We start from the raw sequence: 18,523 nt of genomic DNA, 5'->3' as shown, positions 1-18,523 counted from the left end.
ATCATGATCGACCTGATCGTCGAGGTCCTGGGCGGGGAGAGATTCCTCGCCCAGGACCTGGGCCGCACCCACCGCGTCTTCCCCGCCCCCGCTGCGGAGCGGGACCGGTTCGCCGGGCTGCTGAGCTGGCCTGCGTTGAACGAGATCCTGAACACTCATCGTCTGGAGCCGCCCCGGCTGCGGCTGGCCATCAACGGGACGACCGTGCCGACCTCCGATTACTGCGAGCAGCGCACATACCGGCGGATGCAACCCTGGAACGCCCCGCAGCCGCACCTCCTCGCAGCACAGCTGCGTGACGGTGCAACCCTGGTCCTGGACGCGATCGAGGAGATGCACCCGCCGATCCGCGACATGGCAAGCAGGCTGGAGCGGCACCTGCGCACCGGTGTGCAGGTCAACGCATACGCCTCTTGGACCTCTAAAGAAGGCTTCGGCGTTCACTGGGACGATCACGACGTCATCGTCATCCAGGTGGCCGGAGCGAAACGATGGCGTGTCTATGGCCCGACACGACTCACGCCGCTCTACCGAGACATCGACTTCGACGACACACCACCCGAGCACCCCACCGACGCCTTCACCCTCGAGGCAGGAGACGTTCTGCACGTCCCCCGCGGATGGTGGCACGCAGCGGCCGCGTCCACCGGACGGCCTTCGCTTCACCTGACCTGTGGCCTGGCCACGCACACGGGCATCGATCTGCTCTCCTGGCTGGTGGATGAGCTACGAGCCCACCAGTCCATGCGCGCCGACCTTCCGCGTTGGGCTGACGAAGCTACCCGATCAGCCTGGCGCCGACATGCCGCCGAGCTGCTATCCGAACGACTCGACGACCCATCGATCATCGAGAACTACCTGGCCGCGCGAGACGCCGCCTACGGGTCCCACGGCGGCTTCTCCCTTCCACACGCCGTCAGTGCGCAGCCCTCAGACGCCGACCTCAGGGTCCGGCTGACAGCGCCACGTGCCCTGATCCGCGATGCTGGTCAAACCGTGGCGTTGGAGGCCGCCGGGCAACGCTGGATACTTGCAGCCGAGGCGGCACCCCTGCTGGACATGCTCGCCTCCGGCCGGGAGACGGGCGTCGGCCGCCTCTCCGCGGCTGCGGGAATCGCTCCGGAACAGGTCGCCGAATTGCTGCACCAGTTCCTCCAGGCCGGCGTCGTGGCCGTGAGCGACGCGTGATGGCACTTCTGGGTTTGGGGACGTACCGCTGCCGTGACGTCTCCGCCGCCGCACGCGTGGCCGTCTCAGCAGGGGTCACTACCATCGACACCGCCCCCGTCTACGCCCAAGGAACCGCGCAAGCCCAGCTGGCCCACATCGTGGCCGCCCATCCCGAGGTGCGCCTCTTCTCCAAGGTCGGGCACATGACCCGCACGCAGGCCCAAGCGGCCCTACGCGCTGGAGTCATCGCGGCGCGGGATGCCACCCGATGCCACTCCATCAGTCCGGCCTATCTCGACTACCAGATCGCCACCACCGGCGCCGAACTGGACCGCCAACGCCTCGACCTGCTTTACCTGCACAACCCCGAGCATGACGCCCACACCGATCCCCGGCGCCTACTTCACCAGATCACACGAGCCTTCGCGACCTGTGAAAGGCGGTTCATGACGGCAAAATCGCCGGCTACGGCGTCGCCACCTGGAGCGGTTTCACCCACGGCGCCTTCAGCGTGCACCACCTCCTCAACGCCGCGCGAGACGCCGCAGGCGGCACCAACCACCACCTACGCGCGATCCAGTTGCCCGTGAACCTCGTACACATAACGCCCCTCGCCGGAGCATTGAACGGGGTCGGCCCAGTGGCCGAGGCCGCGGAAGCGGGCTTGCAGGTTTGGGCTTCGGCCCCGCTGAACGGCGGCGAACTCGTCGACATGGTCACCAACGAACTCGCCGCCCTCATCAACCCATGCCTGTCACCCGTCGCGGCGACCCTTGCCATCGTGGCGTCCACACCAGGATTAACCGGTGCCCTGCTGTCAGCATCCACTGCGGCACACTGGCACGAGGCCCTGACCGCGTTCCGGACTCCGGCCGTCCCGCCCTCGCACCTCAAGGAGATCTGCCATCTTCTCCGAGCCTGACGACCCCGCCTTGGCCGAAAGGATGCGCTCAGCCTTCACCGCCGCAACGACGCGACTCGAGCTCACACCGCTCGACCAGACGCCCAAGGTATGGGGCCACAGTGGCCGCACCCTCAGCGGCCCCGTCACCACGCACTCCGGACGCGCATGGCTCCGCCTGCTCGAAGCCCCAGCAGGCAAGGAGGGCGGCAAGCTATGGACCGGAACCCAGCAAGCCACCACACTGCTCCCCACCCAAATCCCGCGTCCCCGCCTGCTCCGCACCACCCACTGGACGCATGACGCGCACGTCTACCGCGCCGAACTCACCACCTACGAGCCGACCCCCGTCTGCTCACCCACACCCGACCTCACCGAACCGATCACCCTCCCCGACGCGTGGTGGACCCAACTGCGCCAGGCCACCGACGCCCTCAGCACAACTCCAGCCCCGCACGACCGCCAGCCCGTCATCAGCCAGGAGTACATCCACCGCACCATCCCCCGATACCTCGGCGACATCGGCATCGACACCGCCGTCCAACGATGGAGCCTGGCCCACGGCGACCTCCACTGGGCCAACCTCACCAGCCCGAAACTCACCATCCTCGACTGGGAAGGCTTCGGCCCCGCCCCCCACGGCTTCGACGCCGCCCACCTCCACGCCTACACACTCCCCAACCCCGAACTTGCCGCCCGCGTCCATCACAACTTCGCCGACATCCTGACCACACCACAGGGCCGACTCGCCAGGCTCACCGTCGCCGCGATCCTCCTCCAAGCCGCCGACCGCGACCCCACCCACGCCCGCCTCGCGCCCCACATACGAAAGCACGTCCATCAGTTGCTGGCATCAGCGATCTGAGCGGATCAGCCCAGGTCGTGCACACCAGCCTTGACACGGCGCGTGAACGCACCCCACGCAGCGGCATCGAAGGCCAGCCTGGGACCATCCGGATCCTTGGAATCACGGACACCGATCACAGGAGCCAGGTCCGCGACCTCGACACACTCACCGCCGTGCTGGTCGCTGTGGCTGCTCTTGCGCCACTGGAGAGCTTGAGAATCCATGCGCGCATCATCCGCTGGCCCACGGCCCCGGTCCAGACCGTGGGCACAACGCATCCGCCTCAGCCCAGGTCGAGCACACCAGCCTTGACACGGCGCGTGAACGCACCCCACGCGGCGGCGTCAAAGGCCAGCTTCGGACCATCGGGGTCCTTGGAATCACGCACACCGATCACGGAAGCCAGGTCTGCCACCTCGACGCAGTCACCGCCGTGATCGTCGCTGTGGCTGCTCTTGCGCCAGTGGATGATCGCCGGATCGTCCATGCTCATAGCTCCTCCATCACACTCTTGATCAAGTCCTGCGACTTGTCGACGGGGAGTGCGTGACCGCGCACCATGTCATAGCGTACGAGGCGCCTTGCGACTGAGGCGCGGTCATTGATGAGGACGCCTTCGCCCGTAGATTCGGTGTAGGCGACGTTCTTGCCGTCCCTCAGGTCAAGGATGGTGAACGTTCCTCCGAGTCCTTCGTGGTAGCCCGTGTCGAGCGGCACGATGTGCACCATGCTGGTTGGGCGCTCGCTAAATTCCAGAAGGTGGGCGAGTTGCTCGCGCATGATCTCCCGGCTGCCGACGATCCGTCGTAGCACCATCTCATCCATGACGAACCACGCGTGCGGCGGATGCTGGCGAGTGAGGATCCGCTGACGTTCCATGCGCTCCTGCAAGAGACGTTCGGCCTTCTCGGGGACCTGGTTGCTTCCGAGGACTGTGCGGGCGTAGCCCTCGGTCTGGAGAAGACCATTCACGAGCGTCGGGTCTGTCCAGTTAACGGTGTGACTCGATATTGCTGAGGTCAGCTGCCGGCGGTGGTGAGGCGGCCTTCGAAAGCGATGTCGAAGGCGTTGAGGGCGGCCTTCCACCGGGCGATCCAGCGTTTGCGGCCGGTGCCGGTGGGGTCCAGGCTCATCACCGCGAGGTAGACGCACTTGAGGGCGGCCTGCTCGTTGGGGAAGTGCCCGCGGGCCTTGACCGCGCGGCGGATCCGGGCGTTCACCGACTCGATGGCGTTGGTGGAGCACACCACCTTGCGGATCTCGGGGTCGAACTGCAGAAACGGCACGAACTCGGCCCAGGCGTTCTCCCACAACCGCACGATCGCCGGGTACTTGGCGCCCCAGGTCTCGGCGAACTCCAGCCACCGCTCCATCGCCGCCGACTCGGTCGGTGCCGTGTAGACCGGCTTGAGCGCCTTGGCGATCTTGTCCCAGTCCTGCCGGGCGGCATAGCGGAAGGAACCGCGCAGCAGATGCACGATGCACGTCTGGACCAGGGCCTGCGGCCAGACGTGGGCGACGGCGTCGGGCAGCCCGGTCAGCCCGTCGCACACCACCATGCAGGCGTCGTCCACGCCCCGGTTGCGCAGCTCGGTGAGGACCTGCAGCCAGTACTTGGCGCCCTCACCGCCGCCGTCCCCGGCCCACAGCCCCAGGATGTCGCGGGTGCCCTCGGCGGTGACCGCCAGCGCCACATAGATCGGGCGGTTGGCGACCTGCCCGTCGCGGATCTTGACCTGGATCGCGTCCAGGAAGATCACCGGATACACGGGGTCGAGCGGCCGGTTCTGCCACTCGATCATGCCGTCGATGACCTTGTCGGTGATGGTGGAGATCGTCTGCTTGGACACCGAGGCGCCGTAGACCTCGGCCAGGTGCGCCGAGATCTCGCCATGGGTGAGGCCCTTCGCGCTCAGCGACAGCACCATCTCGTCCACCCCGGTCAGCCGCCGCTGCCGCTTGCGGACGATCTTCGGCTCGAACGTGGCGTCCCGGTCCCGCGGCACCTCGATCTCGACCCGGCCGACCTCGGTGGTGACCATCTTGGAACGGTGACCGTTCCGGACGTTCCCGCCACCCTCGCCCGTCCGTTCGTGGCGGTCCCGGCCCAGGTGATCGGTGATCTCGCCCTCGAGCGCCGACTCCAGCACCCGCTTGGTCAACTCGGCCAGCAAGCCCCCCTCACCGGTCAGCTCCAGGCCCTGCTCGCGGGCCTGGGCCACCAGTCGGCCGACCAGCTCCTGCTCGACCGCGGCCGTGGTCGGCTTGTCGGACTCGGCCACCACAGCCTCCGTGCTCGTTCCGGTTGTCATGTGTCACTCCATGATCAGGAGTTACACCGAAAACCGTACAGTCCCCGAGCGTCGGGCTGACGTTGCGGATGGTCTCGGCGTTGGCCTCGTAGGCGAGGTACTGGGGGAAGCCGGGCGGGAGGGTGGAGAGGTGGCGAGTCTCCTCGATGCGCTTCCAGAGGCGGTGGAAGAGGCCGTTGGTCTTGAAGTAGGTGTCGAGGTCCTGGGCGAACTCCTGTGAGGGAAGGTTCTTGCACAGTTCGACCTGGCCCACGTAGGCGTCGGTGCAGCCGAGGGCCTGGGCGAGGGCCGTCTTCGTCAGCCCGGCGGCCGTCCGCCATGCCTCCAGTTCGGTGGCGAACGTGGTGATGGCGGGGGCGTCGTAGGGCTCGGGACGTGCGGGCATGGGGGCCTCCCGTATGTCGAACCTGATCGGCCGGGTTCGGACGATCTCGGCTGGGGTTTGTCGCTGGTAGTGCCTGGTCGCTTCCTCAGGGTAATCACGTGTGCGAGTGTGGTGGCAGCAATTCCGATGGAAGTGACACGAAGGTTTCTCGATGGACAGGGACTCGAACACTGAAGAGAAAGTTCTCGAACAGCTACGTCAAGAGTTCGAGGGGCATCGGATCTGGCGGTCGGTCCGTGCGGACGGCCGGCTCGGCGAATGGATCGCCAGCTTGCACGATCCCACGGCCGGGGTAACGCCCACGTTGATGCATCCAACGCCCGAGGCATTGCGAACGGCGCTCATACGGGAGCGCGTGCAGGCGCGGGCAAAGGACCTATAGGCCCAGTGGCGGTTTTCCCGTGGCCGCCACTGGAAAAGAGGGCGCCTCTATAGGAGCACCCTCAGTTGTAGTGGAGACGGCGCGGCCCGGTGTGCGTTCCCCCGTGTGCACCTGGCCGCGCCGTGGTCAACGGTCGTCCACAAGCGAGCGAGGTGAAGCGGATGTGGTTCGGTAGGGGCCGCCATGCGGCGACCGATGGGCAGCGGCGCAGGACGGGCAACCAGCGGCGCGAGCATCTGGAGAGGCTCGGGCGGGCCGTCGGGGCCAGGCCCGGGTTCAAGTGCCGGGTCGGAGAGGAGGGCGGGGTTCACGCCCTGCACGTGGAGAAGGGCGGAACCTCGCTGGAGGTGGGGTGCGACTTTAGGGACGGGCGCTGGTGGTTCACCTGGCCCGGCGACGGTCGGGCGATCGTGCCCGTCGCGGCTCTGTACGGTGCCGTGCGGGTGATCGTCCAGGAGTTGGGCGGGGCGCGGGCATGAGTCAGGGCGGGATGGTGCCGGGGCTCGCCTGAACGTCAGTCTTCGATGGTGATGCCCATGGCGGCGGTGAGGGCGTGGAGGAGGCCCTGGGCGTCGGTGGTGTTGACGATGGCGCCCTCGAAGCTCTGGATGCCGTTGACCCCGTACAGGTCGCAGTTGGCGATGCGGGTGCCGTGCATGTGGGCGGCGCTGAACTGGGCTCCGGTGAGCCTGCAGTCCTCGAATCTGGCGCCCCGGAGGTCGGCGCCCTGGAAATTGGCCTCGGCCAGGTTGCAGCCGCGGAAGACGACGTTCTTGAAGCGCGAGAAACGGAACGAGGTGAGATCGGCCCGGCAGTCGCGGAAAAGGACGTCGCGGAAGCCGCAGTCGGTCAGGGAAAGGCCGGTCAGGCGGCAGTCCTCGATCGCGACACCGAACATGCGGGAGTCGAACATCCGGAGATTGGCCAGGTCGCAGCCCTTGAAGGCGACGTCGGCCAGGCCGGTGCGGCGGAAGGTCGTGCCGGCCAGGCGGGTCTCGTCGAACCGGCAGCGTTCGAATTCGACGGCTTCGACGTCCAGGCCGACGAGGTCGAAGGCGCCGTAGTGCAGCGAGAGGTGGACGGAGTCGTCGGCGGGTTCGTCCTCCGGATAGGCGGCCCGGGCCAGCTTGGGCGGGAGTTTCGGTGCCACCGGTTCTTTCAGGCGTGCCGCCTCGTGCGTCCGCATGGCCCTGCACTCTACGGGGCGAGGGGGAGTGAAAGGGCGAAGCGGGCGCCTTGGGGGTGGTCCTCGATGCGGAGGGAGCCGCCGTGGGCCTGGGCGATCTCGCGGGCTATGGCCAGGCCCAGGCCGGTGCCTCCGGAGCCGCGGCTGCGGGCGGAGTCCAGGCGGGTGAAGCGTTCGAAGACGCGTTCGCGGTCTTCGGGGGGAACCCCGGCGCCGTCGTCGGTGACGGTCAGGCGGGCGTGCCCGTTCTGGGAGTCGACCTCGATCTCGACCTTGCCGCCCGCGTAGCGTTCGGCGTTGTCGAGCAGGTTGCCCAGGAGGCGGACGAGCTGCATCCGCACCCCGCGGACGGCCACGCCGGGGTCCAGGCTGGTGTGCACGGCCAGGCCGGACGACGTGCGGCGGCGCAGTTCGGCGGCGGCCAGTTCGGACAGGTCGATGGTCTCCTGGGCGGCGGTGCCGCCGGTGCCGATCCGGGCCAGCAGGAGCAGGTCGGTGACGATCGACTCCAGGCGGTCGGTGTCGCGGAGCGCCGAGGCGATCGTGCGTTCCAGGTCGGTGTCGTCGGGGTGCATCGAGGCGTCCTCCAGGTTGGCGCGCAGGCCCGCGATGGGGGTGCGCAGCTCGTGGGAGGCGTCCGAGGCGAACTGGCGCTGCCGGGCGACGGCGCGTTCCAGCCGGTCGAGGGTCTCGTTGGCGGTACGGGCCAGCTGGGCGATCTCGTCCTCGCCCGGCGGCTCGGGGACCCGGCGGCTGAGGTCGCTGGCGCTGATCTCGGCGAGCTGGGTGCGGATCTCCTCGACCGGGCGCAGGGTGCGGCCGACGAACCGCCAGGTGATCTTCGCGACCAGGGCGGACAGGGCCAGCACCGCGAGGGTCAGGAGGGCCTCCAGGAGGCCGGTGACCAGGATCCGCGGCATCGGCTTCACCGCGTACACGACGACGGAGTCGGGCGCGGTGGTGGTGCGGATGACCTCCAGGACCTCGCAGTGGCCGCCGGGGCCGACGGCGCGGCACTGGGTCCTGTCGATGATGCGCTCGTCGCGGGACGGCCACACGTCGCTGAGCGGCGGGCGTCCGGCGGCGGCCGGGGTGGCGCCGATGACCTCGCCGCCGGGGGCGACGACCTGGATGAGGATGCGGCCCCGGGTGTAGTCGGGGATCCGGGGGCCGGTGAGGGAGCCGTCGCGGACGCCGGCGCTGACCCGGCGGGCGGCGATCTGGGTCTCCTGGAGCAGCTCGGCGCCGGTGGCGTACCGCACCGCCAGGTCGGTGCCGGCGGCGATCGACCCGAAGACCAGGGCCGCCAGCACGGCGGCGATCAGGGTGTCGCGCGCGCGGATCGACCGGGGTCGCAGCCGCATGGATCTCCTCGTCCTGGCGGGGGGCGGGCGCGGAGCGGGTGGGGCGGGGTCGGGCCTCGCGCCAGGGTGGCACGGCTCCCCCCGATACCGCCCGGGACTCGGCCAACCGTACCGGCAAGTAACCAGCCGGGGGGCGAACCGGGCCGCAGGTCCGGGCGATTCACCCGGGCATCGGTCTGACCGAAACCGGCTCTGGGGTTTCGTCACGGCCCGACTGGACATGCGTCTCATAGCAATCCAAATCCAGCAAGGCGGGACATATGGGCAGGGATGTGAGCGCCACCACCATCAGCGGGGAGGACCGGCGTCGCTACCGCGACAAGGTCCGCAGCTGTCTCGACGTGCTCGCGCGGATGCTCGGCGAGTCGCAGTTCGACTTCGAACGGCCGCACATCGGCCTGGAGATCGAGCTGAACCTGGTCGACGCCATGGGCGATCCGCTGATGCGCAACGCCGACGTGCTCAAGGCGATCGCGGACCCCGCCTGGGCCACCGAGCTGGGCCAGTTCAACCTGGAGATCAACATCCCGCCGCGGGAGCTGGGCGGGTCCGGCACCGGGGAGCTGGAGGCGGAGGTCCGCGAGCATCTCAACCGGGCCGACGCGCGGGCCCGCGAGGTCGGCGCCCATCTGATCATGATCGGGATCCTGCCCACGCTGCGCCGCTCCGACATCGGGGAGGAGTCGCTGTCGTCCAACGCCCGCTACAAGATGCTCAACGACCAGATCTTCGCCGCCCGGGGCGAGGAGATGCGGATCGCGGTGGACGGCCCCGAACCGCTGCGGATGCACGCCGACACGATCATCCCCGAGGCCGCGTGCACCAGCGTGCAGTTCCACCTCCAGGTCAGCCCCGACCACTTCGGCGACTACTGGAACGCCGCGCAGGCGCTGGCGGCGCCGCAGGTGGCGCTGGCCGCCAACTCCCCCTTCCTGTTCGGGCACCGACTCTGGCACGAGACCCGCATCACCCTCTTCGAGCAGGCCACCGACACCCGCCCGGACGAGCTGAAGACGCAGGGCGTGCGGCCCCGGGTCTGGTTCGGGGAGCGCTGGATCACCTCGGTCTTCGACCTGTTCGAGGAGAACACCCGCTACTTCCCCTCGCTGCTTCCGCTGTGCGACGACGAGGACCCGCAGGAGGTCCTGGAGAACGGCGGCATCCCCGAACTGGGCGAGCTGAGCCTGCACAACGGGACCGTCTACCGCTGGAACCGCCCGATCTACGCCGTCGTGAACGGCCGCCCGCACCTGCGCGTGGAGAACCGGGTGCTGCCCGCCGGGCCCACCGTCGCCGACGTCGTCGCCAACGGCGCGTTCTACTACGGGCTGGTGCGGACGCTGGCCGAGGAGGACCGGCCGGTGTGGACGCGGATGTCGTTCCAGACCGCGGCCGAGAACCTGCGCCGCGCCGCCCGCGACGGCCTGGACGCCATGCTCTACTGGCCGGGCGTCGGGGAGGTGCCCGCGTGCGAGCTGGTGCAGCGGACCCTGCTGCCGATGGCGTACGAGGGCCTGGACCGCTGGAACGTCGACCCGGCCCGCCGCGACCGGCTGCTCGGGATCATCGACCAGCGCTGCACGACGGGACAGACCGGCGCGTCCTGGCAGATCCAGACCGTGGACGCGATCGAGGAGTCGTTCGGCACGGAGCGGCACGAGGCGTTGCGGCTGATGACGCAGAGTTACACCCGGTTGATGCACTCCAACGAGCCCGTCCACACCTGGCCGATCGGACCGTGATCGCCTTCACATAACCCCTACATTTCCCAACGAACTCGGACACGCTTTCTGCGTACAGTTCGGGCTGTGACAGCGAACCAGCAGCGCATCCTGGTCGTCGAGGACGAGCCGACGATCGCGGGGGCGGTGGCGGACCGGCTGGCGGCCGAGGGCTTCGCGGTCGAGATCGCCGCCGACGGGCCGTCCGCCGTGGAGCGGGCCCGGTCGTACCGGCCGGACCTGATCGTCCTCGACCTCATGCTGCCCGGCTTCGACGGCCTGGAGGTCTGCCGCCGCGTCCAGGCGGAACGTCCCGTGCCGGTGCTGATGCTCACCGCCCGCGACGACGAGACCGATCTCCTGGTGGGCCTGGGCGTCGGCGCCGACGACTACATCACCAAGCCGTTCAGCATGCGCGAGCTGGCCGCGCGCATCAGGGCCGTGCTGCGCCGCGTGGAGCGCTCGTCCGACGACCCGGACGGCGGGCCGGAGCCCGCCGGGCCGCTGCGCGCCGGTCCGCTGGAGATCGATCCGCGGTCCAGGAGGGTGCGGCGGGACGGGGAGGAGGTGCATCTGACCCCGACCGAGTTCGAGCTGCTGGGCTGCCTGGCCCGCAACCAGGGCACGGTGCTGACCCGCGCCGTGCTGCTGGAACAGGTCTGGGACTGGGCGGACGCCTCCGGGACGCGCGCCGTGGACAGCCACGTCAAGGCGCTGCGCCGCAAGCTGGGCGCCGACCTGATCCGTACCGTGCACGGCGTCGGCTACTGCCTGGAGATCCCCGCATGAGTACCCCCGAGGCCCCTCCCCGGGGCACTGTCCACAGGCTGTGGACGATCCTGCCGCGGCCGCTCGACCCGCTGCGCTCGATCAAGGTGAAGTTCGGGGTCGTGACGTCGGTGACGGCGTGCACGGCCATTCTCATGGTGCTGTGGGGGTACGCGCTCGATCTTCGCGCCCGGCAGACGCTGCCCGCCGGGGTCCTGGTCTCGCTGGTGATCATGCAGCTGCTGGCGCACGGGATGACCGCGCCGCTGCGCGAGATGACCGCGGCGGCGCGGGCGATGGCGCGCGGCGACTACAGCCGCCGGGTGCGCGCCACCTCGCGGGACGAGGTCGGCGAGCTGGCGCACGCGTTCAACCGGATGGCCGCCGACCTGGCCGAGGTGGAGCGGCAGCGGCGGGAGTTCGTGGCCAACGTCTCGCACGAGCTGCGCACCCCGATCAGCGCGCTGCGGGCCGTGCTGGAGAACGTCGCGGACGGCGTCACCCCGGCCACCCCCGAGGTCCTGGAATCGGCCCTCGACCAGACCGAGCGCCTCGGCCGCCTGGTCACCCAGCTGCTCGACCTGTCCCGGGTGGACGCCGGCGCGGCCCGGCTCGACCTGGCCGGGATCGATGTCGCCGCGTTCCTCGGGGACGTGACGGCGGAGGCCGCCGCGGGCCGTCCCGACGTCCGGTTCGACATCGACGTGACCCCCGGCCTGCACGCGGTGGCCGACCGCGACCGCCTCCACCAGGTGGTCGCCAACCTGCTGGACAACGCGGCCCGGCACAGCCCGCCGGACGCCCCGGTCACCGTGACCGCCGCCCCCCTCGGCACGGTCGGCGGCGGCCTGCTGCTGGAGGTCGCCGACCGGGGGCCCGGGATCCCGCCGAGCGAGCGCGCGCGGGTCTTCGAGCGCTTCTCGCGGGGCGCGCCCGTCCGGGAAGACCGCACCCGGGTCGGCACGCCGGGCGGCGGCACCGGCCTCGGCCTGGCCATCGCCCGCTGGGCCGTGGAGCTGCACGACGGGGAGATCTACGTCGTCGACACGCCCCAGGGCTGCCGCATCCGCGTCACCATCCCCGAGCAGCCGGGCGAGGCGGAGGGGCTCAGCGGCGCAGGTTCGTGACGACGCCGGACGGACCGGAACCCGGATCGCCCACGGCCGCGCCGGGCCCGGACAGGACGCGCCCCTCGGCGTCGTCGGCCAGCAGCGCCCGCGCCCGCAGCACGATCTCCAGGTCGAAGCGCAGGTCAGGGTCCATCAGCTGGTCCCCGAACAGGTCCTCCAGCTGCCGCAGCCGGTAGCGGACGGTCTGCGGGTGGACGTGCAGCCGCATCGCCACCTCGTTGGCGTTGCGGCCCGACTGGAGCCAGGCCAGCAGCGTCTCGGCCAGCCGGTCCTGCTGCCCGGCGCGCAGATGGCCGAGCGGCGCCAGCCGCAGCTCGGCCAGCGAGGTGATCAGCTCCTCGTCCTGGAACAGGATCAGCGTGGACATGTGCTCGACACTGCGGATCACCCCGGTGTCGGCCTCGATCACACCGCGTTCGACCAGGCCGAGCGTCTTGCGGGCCCACTGGATCGACCGGGCCGCCTCGGCCACCGGGACGCTCGGGCCGACCACCGCCAGGCAGCCGCTCAGTGAGCGGTCCACCACGCCGGCCCGGCCGGGGCCGTCCGGATCGGGGATGATCAGGCTGGGCGTGCGGCGGGTGAGGTCGACCAGGACGTCGGGCGGGAAGGCGGGCAGCCGGGAGTCGCGGTGGTGGCGGCGGCCCAGCGCGACCGCGGCGATCGTGCGGGGCACCGGCCAGTGCGCCGCCGCGGCCAGGTCGGCGATCGCCTCCGGGCCCACCGGCGGGTCGGCGAACAGCAGGTCGAGCAGGCGCTTGCGGCGCCGCTGCATCTCCCCGGCCACCGCCGCCTTGGCCTGCGCGAAGCCCTCGGCGGCCGCGGCGGCCAGCTCGTCCTGGAACTGCATGAGGACCTCGCCGACCGTGCCGAGGGTGCGCGGGGCGACCTCCAGCGCCGCGGCGCCCTCGCTGATCCGCCGCCAGGCGACCATCCCGCCGACCCGCATCGCGCTCTGCATCGCGTCCAGGCTGCGGCCCTCGGCGGCCTCGCCGCGGCCGATCGCGCGGAAGAAGTCGGTGACCGGGCCGGAGTCGTGGTCGGGGTCGGCGACCCGGTCCACGAAGTAGTGCAGGACGCGCTCGACCGCCTGCCGGGTCGTGCCCGAGTAGGCGCCGTCGGCCGGCCGGTCGTACTCGCTGACCCGGGACCGGATGGTCTGGATCATGTCATCGGCGACCTCGTCGAGATGGGGCCGCATGTGATCGGCCAGTTCCCGGGGCAGTTCGTGCCAGGCCCGCCCCAGGCCGGATCCCTCCTCGGCCACTGTGCCTCCCGCCGACGCGATCCCCCGGCGTGGCAGTCCGGCCACCCGGGGTAATTGCCTACTTATGTGCTTTATGTGGTGAAAATCATGTCCCTAGACGGGCGTCCACGCAAAGCCCCCTGCGGCGTTTCGACCAGATTCGGTCCGACCGAATGCCCCGATGTCACAACCCTGGTCGCCGGGGCGTCTACCGGGTAGTGCGACATAGAGGAGACGTACCACCCGGGAGGTCCGCGTGGCGGCGAACGAGGACGGCGGCGGCCAGGGGCCGCCGAAGGCACTGGCCGGCGCCGGCCGGGCGATCGACGAGCGCTTCGGCGCCGCGGCCTTCACCCGCAAGGCGTTCCGCAAGGCCTTCCCCGACCACTGGAGCTTCCTGCTCGGCGAGATCGCGATGTACTCCTTCGTGATCATCCTGCTGACCGGGGTGTTCCTCACCCTGTTCTTCAAGCCGAGCATGAACGAAATCGTGTACGACGGCTCGTACCAGGCCCTCCGCGGCGTCCGGATGAGCGAGGCCTACGCCTCCACCCTGCACATCAGCTTCGACGTGCGCGGCGGCCTGCTCATGCGGCAGATCCACCACTGGGCCACGATCGTCTTCATGGCGGCGATCGTCGTCCACCTGCTCCGCAACTTCTTCACCGGCGCCTTCCGCAAGCCCCGCGAGCTGAACTGGCTGATCGGCATCCTCCTGTTCATGCTCGTCATGCTGAACGGCCTGTTCGGCTACTCCCTCCCCGACGACCTGCTGTCGGGCACCGGCATCCGCATCCTGGAAGGCGTCCTGCTGGGCATCCCGGTCGTCGGCACCTACGCGCAGATGTTCCTGTTCGGCGGCGAGTTCCCCGGCGACCTGATCATCCCCCGCCTGTACGTCATCCACATCCTGCTCATCCCCGGCATCCTGCTCGCCCTCATCCCGCTGCACGCCATCGTGCTGACCTGGCGGCAGACCCACACCCAGTTCCCCGGCAAGGGCAGCACCAACCGCACCGTCCGCGGCTACCCCTTCTTCCCGGTGTTCATCGCCAAGACCACCGCGTTCTTCCTGTGGGTCTTCGGTGTCGTCACCCTCCTGGCCACCTTCTTCCAGATCAACCCGATCTGGCTGTTCGGCCCGTACAACCCGGGCGCCATCAGCGCCGGCTCCCAGCCCGACTGGTACATGGGCTGGCTGGAGGGCGCGCTGCGCATCATGCCCGCCTGGGAGATCAACGCCTGGGGCCACACCGTCACCTTCAGCGTGATGGTCCCCGCCCTGGTCGTCCCGGGCGTCCTGTTCACCGGGCTGGCGCTCTACCCGTTCCTGGAACGCTGGGTCACCGGCGACCACCAGATCCACAACCTCCTGGACCGGCCGCGCGACGTCCCCGCCCGCACCGGCATCGGCATGGGCGGCGTCGTGTTCTACGCCGTCCTGTGGATCGCCGGCGGCAACGACATCCTCGCCAACACGTTCCACATCCCGCTCTTCTGGACGACCTGGTTCTTCCGCGGCGCGATCATCCTCGGCCCCGTCCTCGCCTACGTCATCGCGTACCGGATCTGCCTCGGCCTGCAGCACCGCGACCGCGCGCTCATCGAGCACGGCCTGGAGACCGGCATGATCCGCCGCTCCCCCGAAGGCGAGTACACCGAGGTCGAGCACCCTCTGGACGACGAGCGCGCGGCCCCCATCACCGACGCCCGCCCACCCGCGGCGATCGCCATGGGCCGTCCCGAACACCAGGGCGTGGAAGCCCCCGAGGCCCGCGGCCGCCTGGGCAGGGTGCGCATAGCCCTGAACCGCCGCTTCATGACCGACCTGGCCACCCCGCCGTCCCGCACCGGCGACCGCGAGGAAAAGGAACGCAAGGCCGTCGAACGCGGGTCGCGTTAAAGGGAAAAAGGTTGACACAATCACCTTGACTGACCTGATCCGGCCAGTCCGATATCCCTTCCCACATTTCGCTTGTTTCGCAATAGGCCGTCGCTAAGCTGCGTGCTCATCGTTCTCTTCCATCCCACCGGATGGAGCGCGACCTCTGCCGACCGCGCCGATGCGCGGCTTCCCCGCCACGACCGAGGCGCGTCTCCGGCCTGCCGGAAAACACGATCAGAGGAGAAAGGCATGCGCGCGATTCGCCTGGCCGCGACGGGATTCGCCGCGGGGGCCATGGTCCTGGGAATGGCCGCCCCCGCCCTCGCCGCCGAGCCCGTCCCCACCACGGTCACCCCTGGCGCTTTCTGCAAGAACGAGCACCTCGGCCAGAAGAGCAAGACCAAAGACGGCACGCCCATGATCTGCCTGAAGAAGCCCGGCGAAAAGCAGGGCCGCTGGCGCGCCGTCGCCCCCGACGTCCCCACTCCGCCCAAGCCCGTGTTCAAATTCGGCTACGACAAGGTGAAGCTGTCCAGCCGCCGCGTCGTCCCCGGCGGCACGACGACGTTCACCGTGACCTGCCCGTCCACGGTGACCATCACCGGCAACGGCTACACCCGCAGCCCGCTGGCCGTGAAGAAGCTGAGCGCGAACCGCTGGACCGCCACGGGCACCTTCCGCACGAACCTCCCCGACCCGACGACCGCCACGGTGGTCTGCAAGGGCTACGGCTCGGTCAAGCTCAGCACCAGCCCGGAGAAGAACGACGGCCTGAAGCCCAAGCAGCCGAAGATCCCCACCGGCCGCATCGACACGGGCGACGGCAGCACCCAGGGCAACGGCTCGGCGCTGCCCGCCGCCGGCCTGGGCGCACTCGCCCTCGCGGGCCTCGGCGCCTTCGCCCTCCGCCGCAGGACGGCCCGGGAGCGGTCGTAAGGTGCCCGGGTACCCGGCCTCGGCCGCCGGTCGCCGCGCCGCGTGCGCGGCGGCCGGCGCACTGCTCACCACACTGCTCACCACGCTGCTCGCCGGCTGCGGAGGCGGGGAGAACACCGCCGCCCCCACCCCCGGGCCGTCCAGCAGCACCGTCCCGGCGGCGAACACCGCACCCCTGCCCGAGTCCCCGCCCACCAAGATCACCATCCCGGCCATCAAGGTCTCGGCCCCGGTGGACCGGCTCGGACTCCGCCCCGACGGGCGCATCGAGGAACCGCCGCTGAGCCGCCCCGGCCTGACCGGCTGGTACAAGGAGGGCCCCACCCCCGGCGAGGTCGGCCCGTCCGTCGTCCTCGGCCACGTCGACGCCAACGGCAAGGCGGCCGTCTTCGCCCGGTTGAAGGACCTCAAGCCCGGCGACCGGATCCAGGTGACCCGCCAGGACGGCTCCACCGCCACGTTCGCCGTGGAGAGATCGGAGCGCGTCGACAAGAACGCCTTCCCGCACAAGAAGGTCTTCGGCGCCGACCTGGACCACGCGGCCCTCCGCCTGGTGACCTGCGGCGGCGCCTTCGACCAGGCGTCCGGCCACTACAAGGACAACCTCATCGTCTACACCCGCCTCGTCACCACCTGACACCGTTCCCGCGCCCCTCGGTCCGGCGAGGGGCGCGGGAGCGGGCCTCCAAGAGGTCTGAGCGGGGGGCGAGCAGCGCGGCGGCGGCCACGATGGACGCACCGCCGAGCAGCGCGCTGGTGAGGCTGGTGGTCTCGGCGAGCACACCGCCGGTGAGGGGACCGAAGAGGAGCCCGACGCCCTGCATGCCGGTCGCCGCGGCGATCAGCACGGCGGTGAGGTCGTCCGGGGCCACGGCGATGGCGGCGATGGCGGCGGCCTCCAGCAGCGCGGTGAGCACGAACGTGAGGCGGGCGCCGAGGCGGGCGATCACGTCCGCGGCGGCCAGCCCGGCGAGGCTGGTGATCCCGGCCACGCCCAGCAGGATCCGGCCCGCGGCCTGGTCGAGGCCGGCATCGCGGACGTGGTCGATCGCGAAGGTCCAGAACGTCGCGCTGCCGAGCCCGATCAGCAGCGCGGCCGCGAACATCGGCAGCGCCGAGGGGCGCCGGCCGGGCGCGGACGCGGGTGGCGCCGCGGTCGTCGTGGTACGTCCGGGCAAGGTGCGTGCGGACAGCAGCGTGCTCAGGAGGGCGCAGCCGGCGAAGCCGAGGTAGGCGATCCGCCACGCGTCGCCGGTCAGGACGGCGATCGGGGCGGCGACGGCGACGCCCCACCCGGTGCCGCAGCTGATCGTCGCCAGCGTCCGAGCGCGCTCCACCGGGGGCAGCCGGTCCACGGCGTCGCCGAACGGCGCGTACACGAACCCGGCGCTGGCACCGGCGACGGCCGCCCCGGCGCCGAGCGGCACCGGGCCGTCGGCCAGCGCCACGACGGTCGTGCCCGCGACCGCCAGCAGGCCGCCGCCCACGACGGTGGCCCGGTGGCCCGCGCGCTCGACGCAGCGGACCACGAGCACCGTTGCGAGCAGGTAGGCGGCGTAGGCGAGCGTCCCGATCACACCCAGCGTGCCCAGCCCCAGCGCGAGGTCGTCCTGGATGTCGGGCAGCAGCAGGCCGTAGCCGTAGCGGGCCATTCCGAACGCGGTCGCGACGGCCGCCGAACCGGCCACCGCGAGGAGGAGCGGCGACGGGCCGCCCACCCCCGCCTCGGCGGTCCGGCCCGTCACCCGCGCGGCCTCGTCCTCGCGCCTCCCGGCCTGGTGGTGTGCTCAAGTGGGCAGCCCGGACCCGAGGTGCAGCACTCGCGGTCGCACAGCCGGCAAACGCGGACCGCCCCCGGACGATCCGCGGCCAGGCCCGCGGTGACCTGCCCGAGCAGACGCTCCAGCGTGCCCCGCTCACCCGGTGACAGCCCGGCCAGCAGAGGCGCGAGGGCCTCCGCCCGCGCCGCCAGGACGGCCTCTGCCGCGCGCGAGCCGGCCTCGGTGAGCACCAGCGCGACCGTGCGCCGGTCAGGCCCCGCGTCGCGGCGGAGCAGCCCCCGCTCGACGAGCCGGTCCACCAACCGCACGGTCGCCGGCTGCGAGAGGCCCACCACGCCGGCGAGGTCTCCCACCGAACCGCCGGGCCAGGCTCGCACATGCACCAGCGCGCCGGCCTCGGCCTCGCCCACCGTCGCCACACCGGCGCGCAGTCGATCCATCACGGCCAGGGCCACCACGCCGAGAAGCTGGTCTGTGCGGTCGTCCATACGGATGATCATATGCGTGGC

20 protein-coding genes are annotated in these 18,523 nt (G+C 70.6%); 10 read left to right on the top strand and 10 right to left on the bottom strand.

All coding sequences use genetic code 11. The annotated features are described in order from the left end of the window. Window positions 1-3: 3 nt before the first annotated feature. From ACZ466_RS22565 to ACZ466_RS22550, 4 genes are read left to right on the top strand one after another with little or no spacing between them, the layout of a single operon-like run. Window positions 4-1,188 carry a cupin domain-containing protein gene (locus ACZ466_RS22565; protein WP_378287377.1) on the top strand — a complete coding sequence of 395 codons (1,185 nt, stop codon included), beginning with the start codon at window positions 4-6 and terminating at the stop codon, window positions 1,186-1,188. Further along, complete coding sequence (locus tag ACZ466_RS22560) at window positions 1,188-1,760, top strand: aldo/keto reductase (protein ID WP_378287437.1); 573 nt, start codon at window positions 1,188-1,190, stop codon at window positions 1,758-1,760. The genes ACZ466_RS22565 and ACZ466_RS22560 overlap by 1 nt, the downstream gene beginning before the upstream one ends. Window positions 1,761-1,810: 50 nt before the next feature. Continuing rightward, the gene (locus ACZ466_RS22555; RefSeq protein WP_378287376.1) at window positions 1,811-2,092 is read left to right on the top strand and encodes an aldo-keto reductase family protein; all 282 of its coding nucleotides are present in this window, start codon (window positions 1,811-1,813) and stop codon (window positions 2,090-2,092) included. Between the two features lie 10 nt (window positions 2,093-2,102). Further along, window positions 2,103-2,936, top strand: coding sequence for a phosphotransferase (locus ACZ466_RS22550; RefSeq protein WP_464043925.1), 834 nt, complete (start codon window positions 2,103-2,105; stop codon window positions 2,934-2,936). Between the two features lie 5 nt (window positions 2,937-2,941). Here the strand turns inward: ACZ466_RS22550 and ACZ466_RS22545 are convergent, their stop codons facing one another. The 7 genes from ACZ466_RS22545 to ACZ466_RS22515 form a co-directional block, all read right to left on the bottom strand. Next, the gene (locus ACZ466_RS22545) at window positions 2,942-3,142 is read right to left on the bottom strand and encodes a DUF397 domain-containing protein (RefSeq protein ID WP_378287374.1); all 201 of its coding nucleotides are present in this window, start codon (window positions 3,140-3,142) and stop codon (window positions 2,942-2,944) included. Between the two features lie 59 nt (window positions 3,143-3,201). Then, window positions 3,202-3,411, bottom strand: a complete 210-nt coding sequence (locus tag ACZ466_RS22540; protein ID WP_378287373.1) for a DUF397 domain-containing protein — start codon at window positions 3,409-3,411, stop codon at window positions 3,202-3,204. Further along, window positions 3,408-4,004 carry a DUF5753 domain-containing protein gene (locus tag ACZ466_RS22535; protein WP_464043924.1) on the bottom strand — a complete coding sequence of 199 codons (597 nt, stop codon included), beginning with the start codon at window positions 4,002-4,004 and terminating at the stop codon, window positions 3,408-3,410. The genes ACZ466_RS22540 and ACZ466_RS22535 overlap by 4 nt, the downstream gene beginning before the upstream one ends. After that, a complete protein-coding gene (locus ACZ466_RS22530) occupies window positions 3,938-5,200 on the bottom strand; it encodes an IS256 family transposase (RefSeq protein ID WP_464043923.1) in 1,263 nt (420 codons plus the stop codon). Before ACZ466_RS22530 ends, ACZ466_RS22535 begins: the two co-directional genes overlap by 67 nt. After that, a complete protein-coding gene (locus ACZ466_RS22525; protein WP_464043922.1) occupies window positions 5,100-5,615 on the bottom strand; it encodes a helix-turn-helix domain-containing protein in 516 nt (171 codons plus the stop codon). Before ACZ466_RS22525 ends, ACZ466_RS22530 begins: the two co-directional genes overlap by 101 nt. 896 nt (window positions 5,616-6,511) lie before the next feature. Continuing rightward, window positions 6,512-7,183 carry a pentapeptide repeat-containing protein gene (locus ACZ466_RS22520; RefSeq protein WP_378284956.1) on the bottom strand — a complete coding sequence of 224 codons (672 nt, stop codon included), beginning with the start codon at window positions 7,181-7,183 and terminating at the stop codon, window positions 6,512-6,514. Window positions 7,184-7,194: 11 nt separating this feature from the next. Then, window positions 7,195-8,547: a sensor histidine kinase gene (locus tag ACZ466_RS22515; RefSeq protein WP_378284955.1), complete on the bottom strand. Its 1,353-nt coding sequence runs from the start codon at window positions 8,545-8,547 to the stop codon at window positions 7,195-7,197. Between the two features lie 260 nt (window positions 8,548-8,807). Here ACZ466_RS22515 and ACZ466_RS22510 point away from each other — a divergent pair, with 260 nt between their 5' ends. The 3 genes from ACZ466_RS22510 (at window position 8,808) to ACZ466_RS22500 (ending at window position 12,163) form a co-directional block, all read left to right on the top strand. Further along, on the top strand, window positions 8,808-10,289 hold the full coding sequence (locus tag ACZ466_RS22510) for a glutamate--cysteine ligase (protein WP_378284954.1): 1,482 nt from the start codon (window positions 8,808-8,810) through the stop codon (window positions 10,287-10,289). Between the two features lie 66 nt (window positions 10,290-10,355). Next, window positions 10,356-11,057 carry a response regulator transcription factor gene (locus ACZ466_RS22505; protein ID WP_378284953.1) on the top strand — a complete coding sequence of 234 codons (702 nt, stop codon included), beginning with the start codon at window positions 10,356-10,358 and terminating at the stop codon, window positions 11,055-11,057. Continuing rightward, window positions 11,054-12,163 carry a sensor histidine kinase gene (locus ACZ466_RS22500; RefSeq protein WP_378284952.1) on the top strand — a complete coding sequence of 370 codons (1,110 nt, stop codon included), beginning with the start codon at window positions 11,054-11,056 and terminating at the stop codon, window positions 12,161-12,163. Before ACZ466_RS22505 ends, ACZ466_RS22500 begins: the two co-directional genes overlap by 4 nt. On the opposite strand, the gene ACZ466_RS22495 is transcribed toward ACZ466_RS22500, so the two are convergent. After that, window positions 12,144-13,433 (bottom strand): helix-turn-helix domain-containing protein, encoded by a 1,290-nt coding sequence (locus ACZ466_RS22495; RefSeq protein WP_378284951.1) that lies wholly within the window; start codon window positions 13,431-13,433, stop codon window positions 12,144-12,146. The two genes, ACZ466_RS22500 and ACZ466_RS22495, sit on opposite strands and share 20 nt — an antisense overlap. A gap of 235 nt (window positions 13,434-13,668) precedes the next feature. On the opposite strand from ACZ466_RS22495, the gene qcrB reads away from it, so the two are divergent. The 3 genes from qcrB to ACZ466_RS22480 all read left to right on the top strand — a co-directional run bounded on the left by qcrB (window position 13,669) and on the right by ACZ466_RS22480 (window position 16,870). After that, the gene (gene qcrB / locus ACZ466_RS22490; RefSeq protein WP_378284950.1) at window positions 13,669-15,315 is read left to right on the top strand and encodes a cytochrome bc1 complex cytochrome b subunit; all 1,647 of its coding nucleotides are present in this window, start codon (window positions 13,669-13,671) and stop codon (window positions 15,313-15,315) included. A 231-nt stretch (window positions 15,316-15,546) separates the two neighbouring features. Continuing rightward, on the top strand, window positions 15,547-16,233 hold the full coding sequence (locus ACZ466_RS22485) for a hypothetical protein (RefSeq protein WP_378284948.1): 687 nt from the start codon (window positions 15,547-15,549) through the stop codon (window positions 16,231-16,233). Between the two features lies 1 nt (window position 16,234). Then, the gene (locus ACZ466_RS22480) at window positions 16,235-16,870 is read left to right on the top strand and encodes a class F sortase (RefSeq protein WP_378284947.1); all 636 of its coding nucleotides are present in this window, start codon (window positions 16,235-16,237) and stop codon (window positions 16,868-16,870) included. On the opposite strand, the gene ACZ466_RS22475 is transcribed toward ACZ466_RS22480, so the two are convergent. Together ACZ466_RS22475 and ACZ466_RS22470 are read right to left on the bottom strand one after the other, a co-directional pair. After that, the gene (locus ACZ466_RS22475; protein WP_378284946.1) at window positions 16,860-17,978 is read right to left on the bottom strand and encodes an MFS transporter; all 1,119 of its coding nucleotides are present in this window, start codon (window positions 17,976-17,978) and stop codon (window positions 16,860-16,862) included. The genes ACZ466_RS22480 and ACZ466_RS22475 overlap by 11 nt on opposite strands. Further along, entirely contained in the window at window positions 17,975-18,502 is a 528-nt protein-coding gene (locus ACZ466_RS22470) for a MarR family winged helix-turn-helix transcriptional regulator (protein WP_378284945.1), read from the bottom strand. Before ACZ466_RS22470 ends, ACZ466_RS22475 begins: the two co-directional genes overlap by 4 nt. Between the last annotated feature and the right edge of the window lie 21 nt (window positions 18,503-18,523).

The sequence above is a fragment of the Actinomadura rugatobispora genome (assembly GCF_055379765.1).
This window is presented reverse-complemented; position numbering and strand designations above follow the sequence as displayed.

What these genes read in the sequence shown, in the direction of transcription:
- ACZ466_RS22560 (WP_378287437.1), top strand. Translation starts at nt 1,188, where the DNA reads ATGGCACTTCTGGGTTTGGGGACGTACCGCTGCCGTGACGTCTCCGCC.
- ACZ466_RS22470 (WP_378284945.1), bottom strand. Translation starts at nt 18,502, where the DNA reads ATGGACGACCGCACAGACCAGCTTCTCGGCGTGGTGGCCCTGGCCGTG.
- ACZ466_RS22565 (WP_378287377.1), top strand. Translation starts at nt 4, where the DNA reads ATGATCGACCTGATCGTCGAGGTCCTGGGCGGGGAGAGATTCCTCGCC.
- ACZ466_RS22510 (WP_378284954.1), top strand. Translation starts at nt 8,808, where the DNA reads ATGGGCAGGGATGTGAGCGCCACCACCATCAGCGGGGAGGACCGGCGT.
- ACZ466_RS22540 (WP_378287373.1), bottom strand. Translation starts at nt 3,411, where the DNA reads ATGAGCATGGACGATCCGGCGATCATCCACTGGCGCAAGAGCAGCCAC.
- ACZ466_RS22545 (WP_378287374.1), bottom strand. Translation starts at nt 3,142, where the DNA reads ATGGATTCTCAAGCTCTCCAGTGGCGCAAGAGCAGCCACAGCGACCAG.
- ACZ466_RS22515 (WP_378284955.1), bottom strand. Translation starts at nt 8,547, where the DNA reads ATGCGGCTGCGACCCCGGTCGATCCGCGCGCGCGACACCCTGATCGCC.
- ACZ466_RS22525 (WP_464043922.1), bottom strand. Translation starts at nt 5,615, where the DNA reads ATGCCCGCACGTCCCGAGCCCTACGACGCCCCCGCCATCACCACGTTC.
- ACZ466_RS22500 (WP_378284952.1), top strand. Translation starts at nt 11,054, where the DNA reads ATGAGTACCCCCGAGGCCCCTCCCCGGGGCACTGTCCACAGGCTGTGG.
- ACZ466_RS22520 (WP_378284956.1), bottom strand. Translation starts at nt 7,183, where the DNA reads ATGCGGACGCACGAGGCGGCACGCCTGAAAGAACCGGTGGCACCGAAA.
- ACZ466_RS22485 (WP_378284948.1), top strand. Translation starts at nt 15,547, where the DNA reads ATGCGCGCGATTCGCCTGGCCGCGACGGGATTCGCCGCGGGGGCCATG.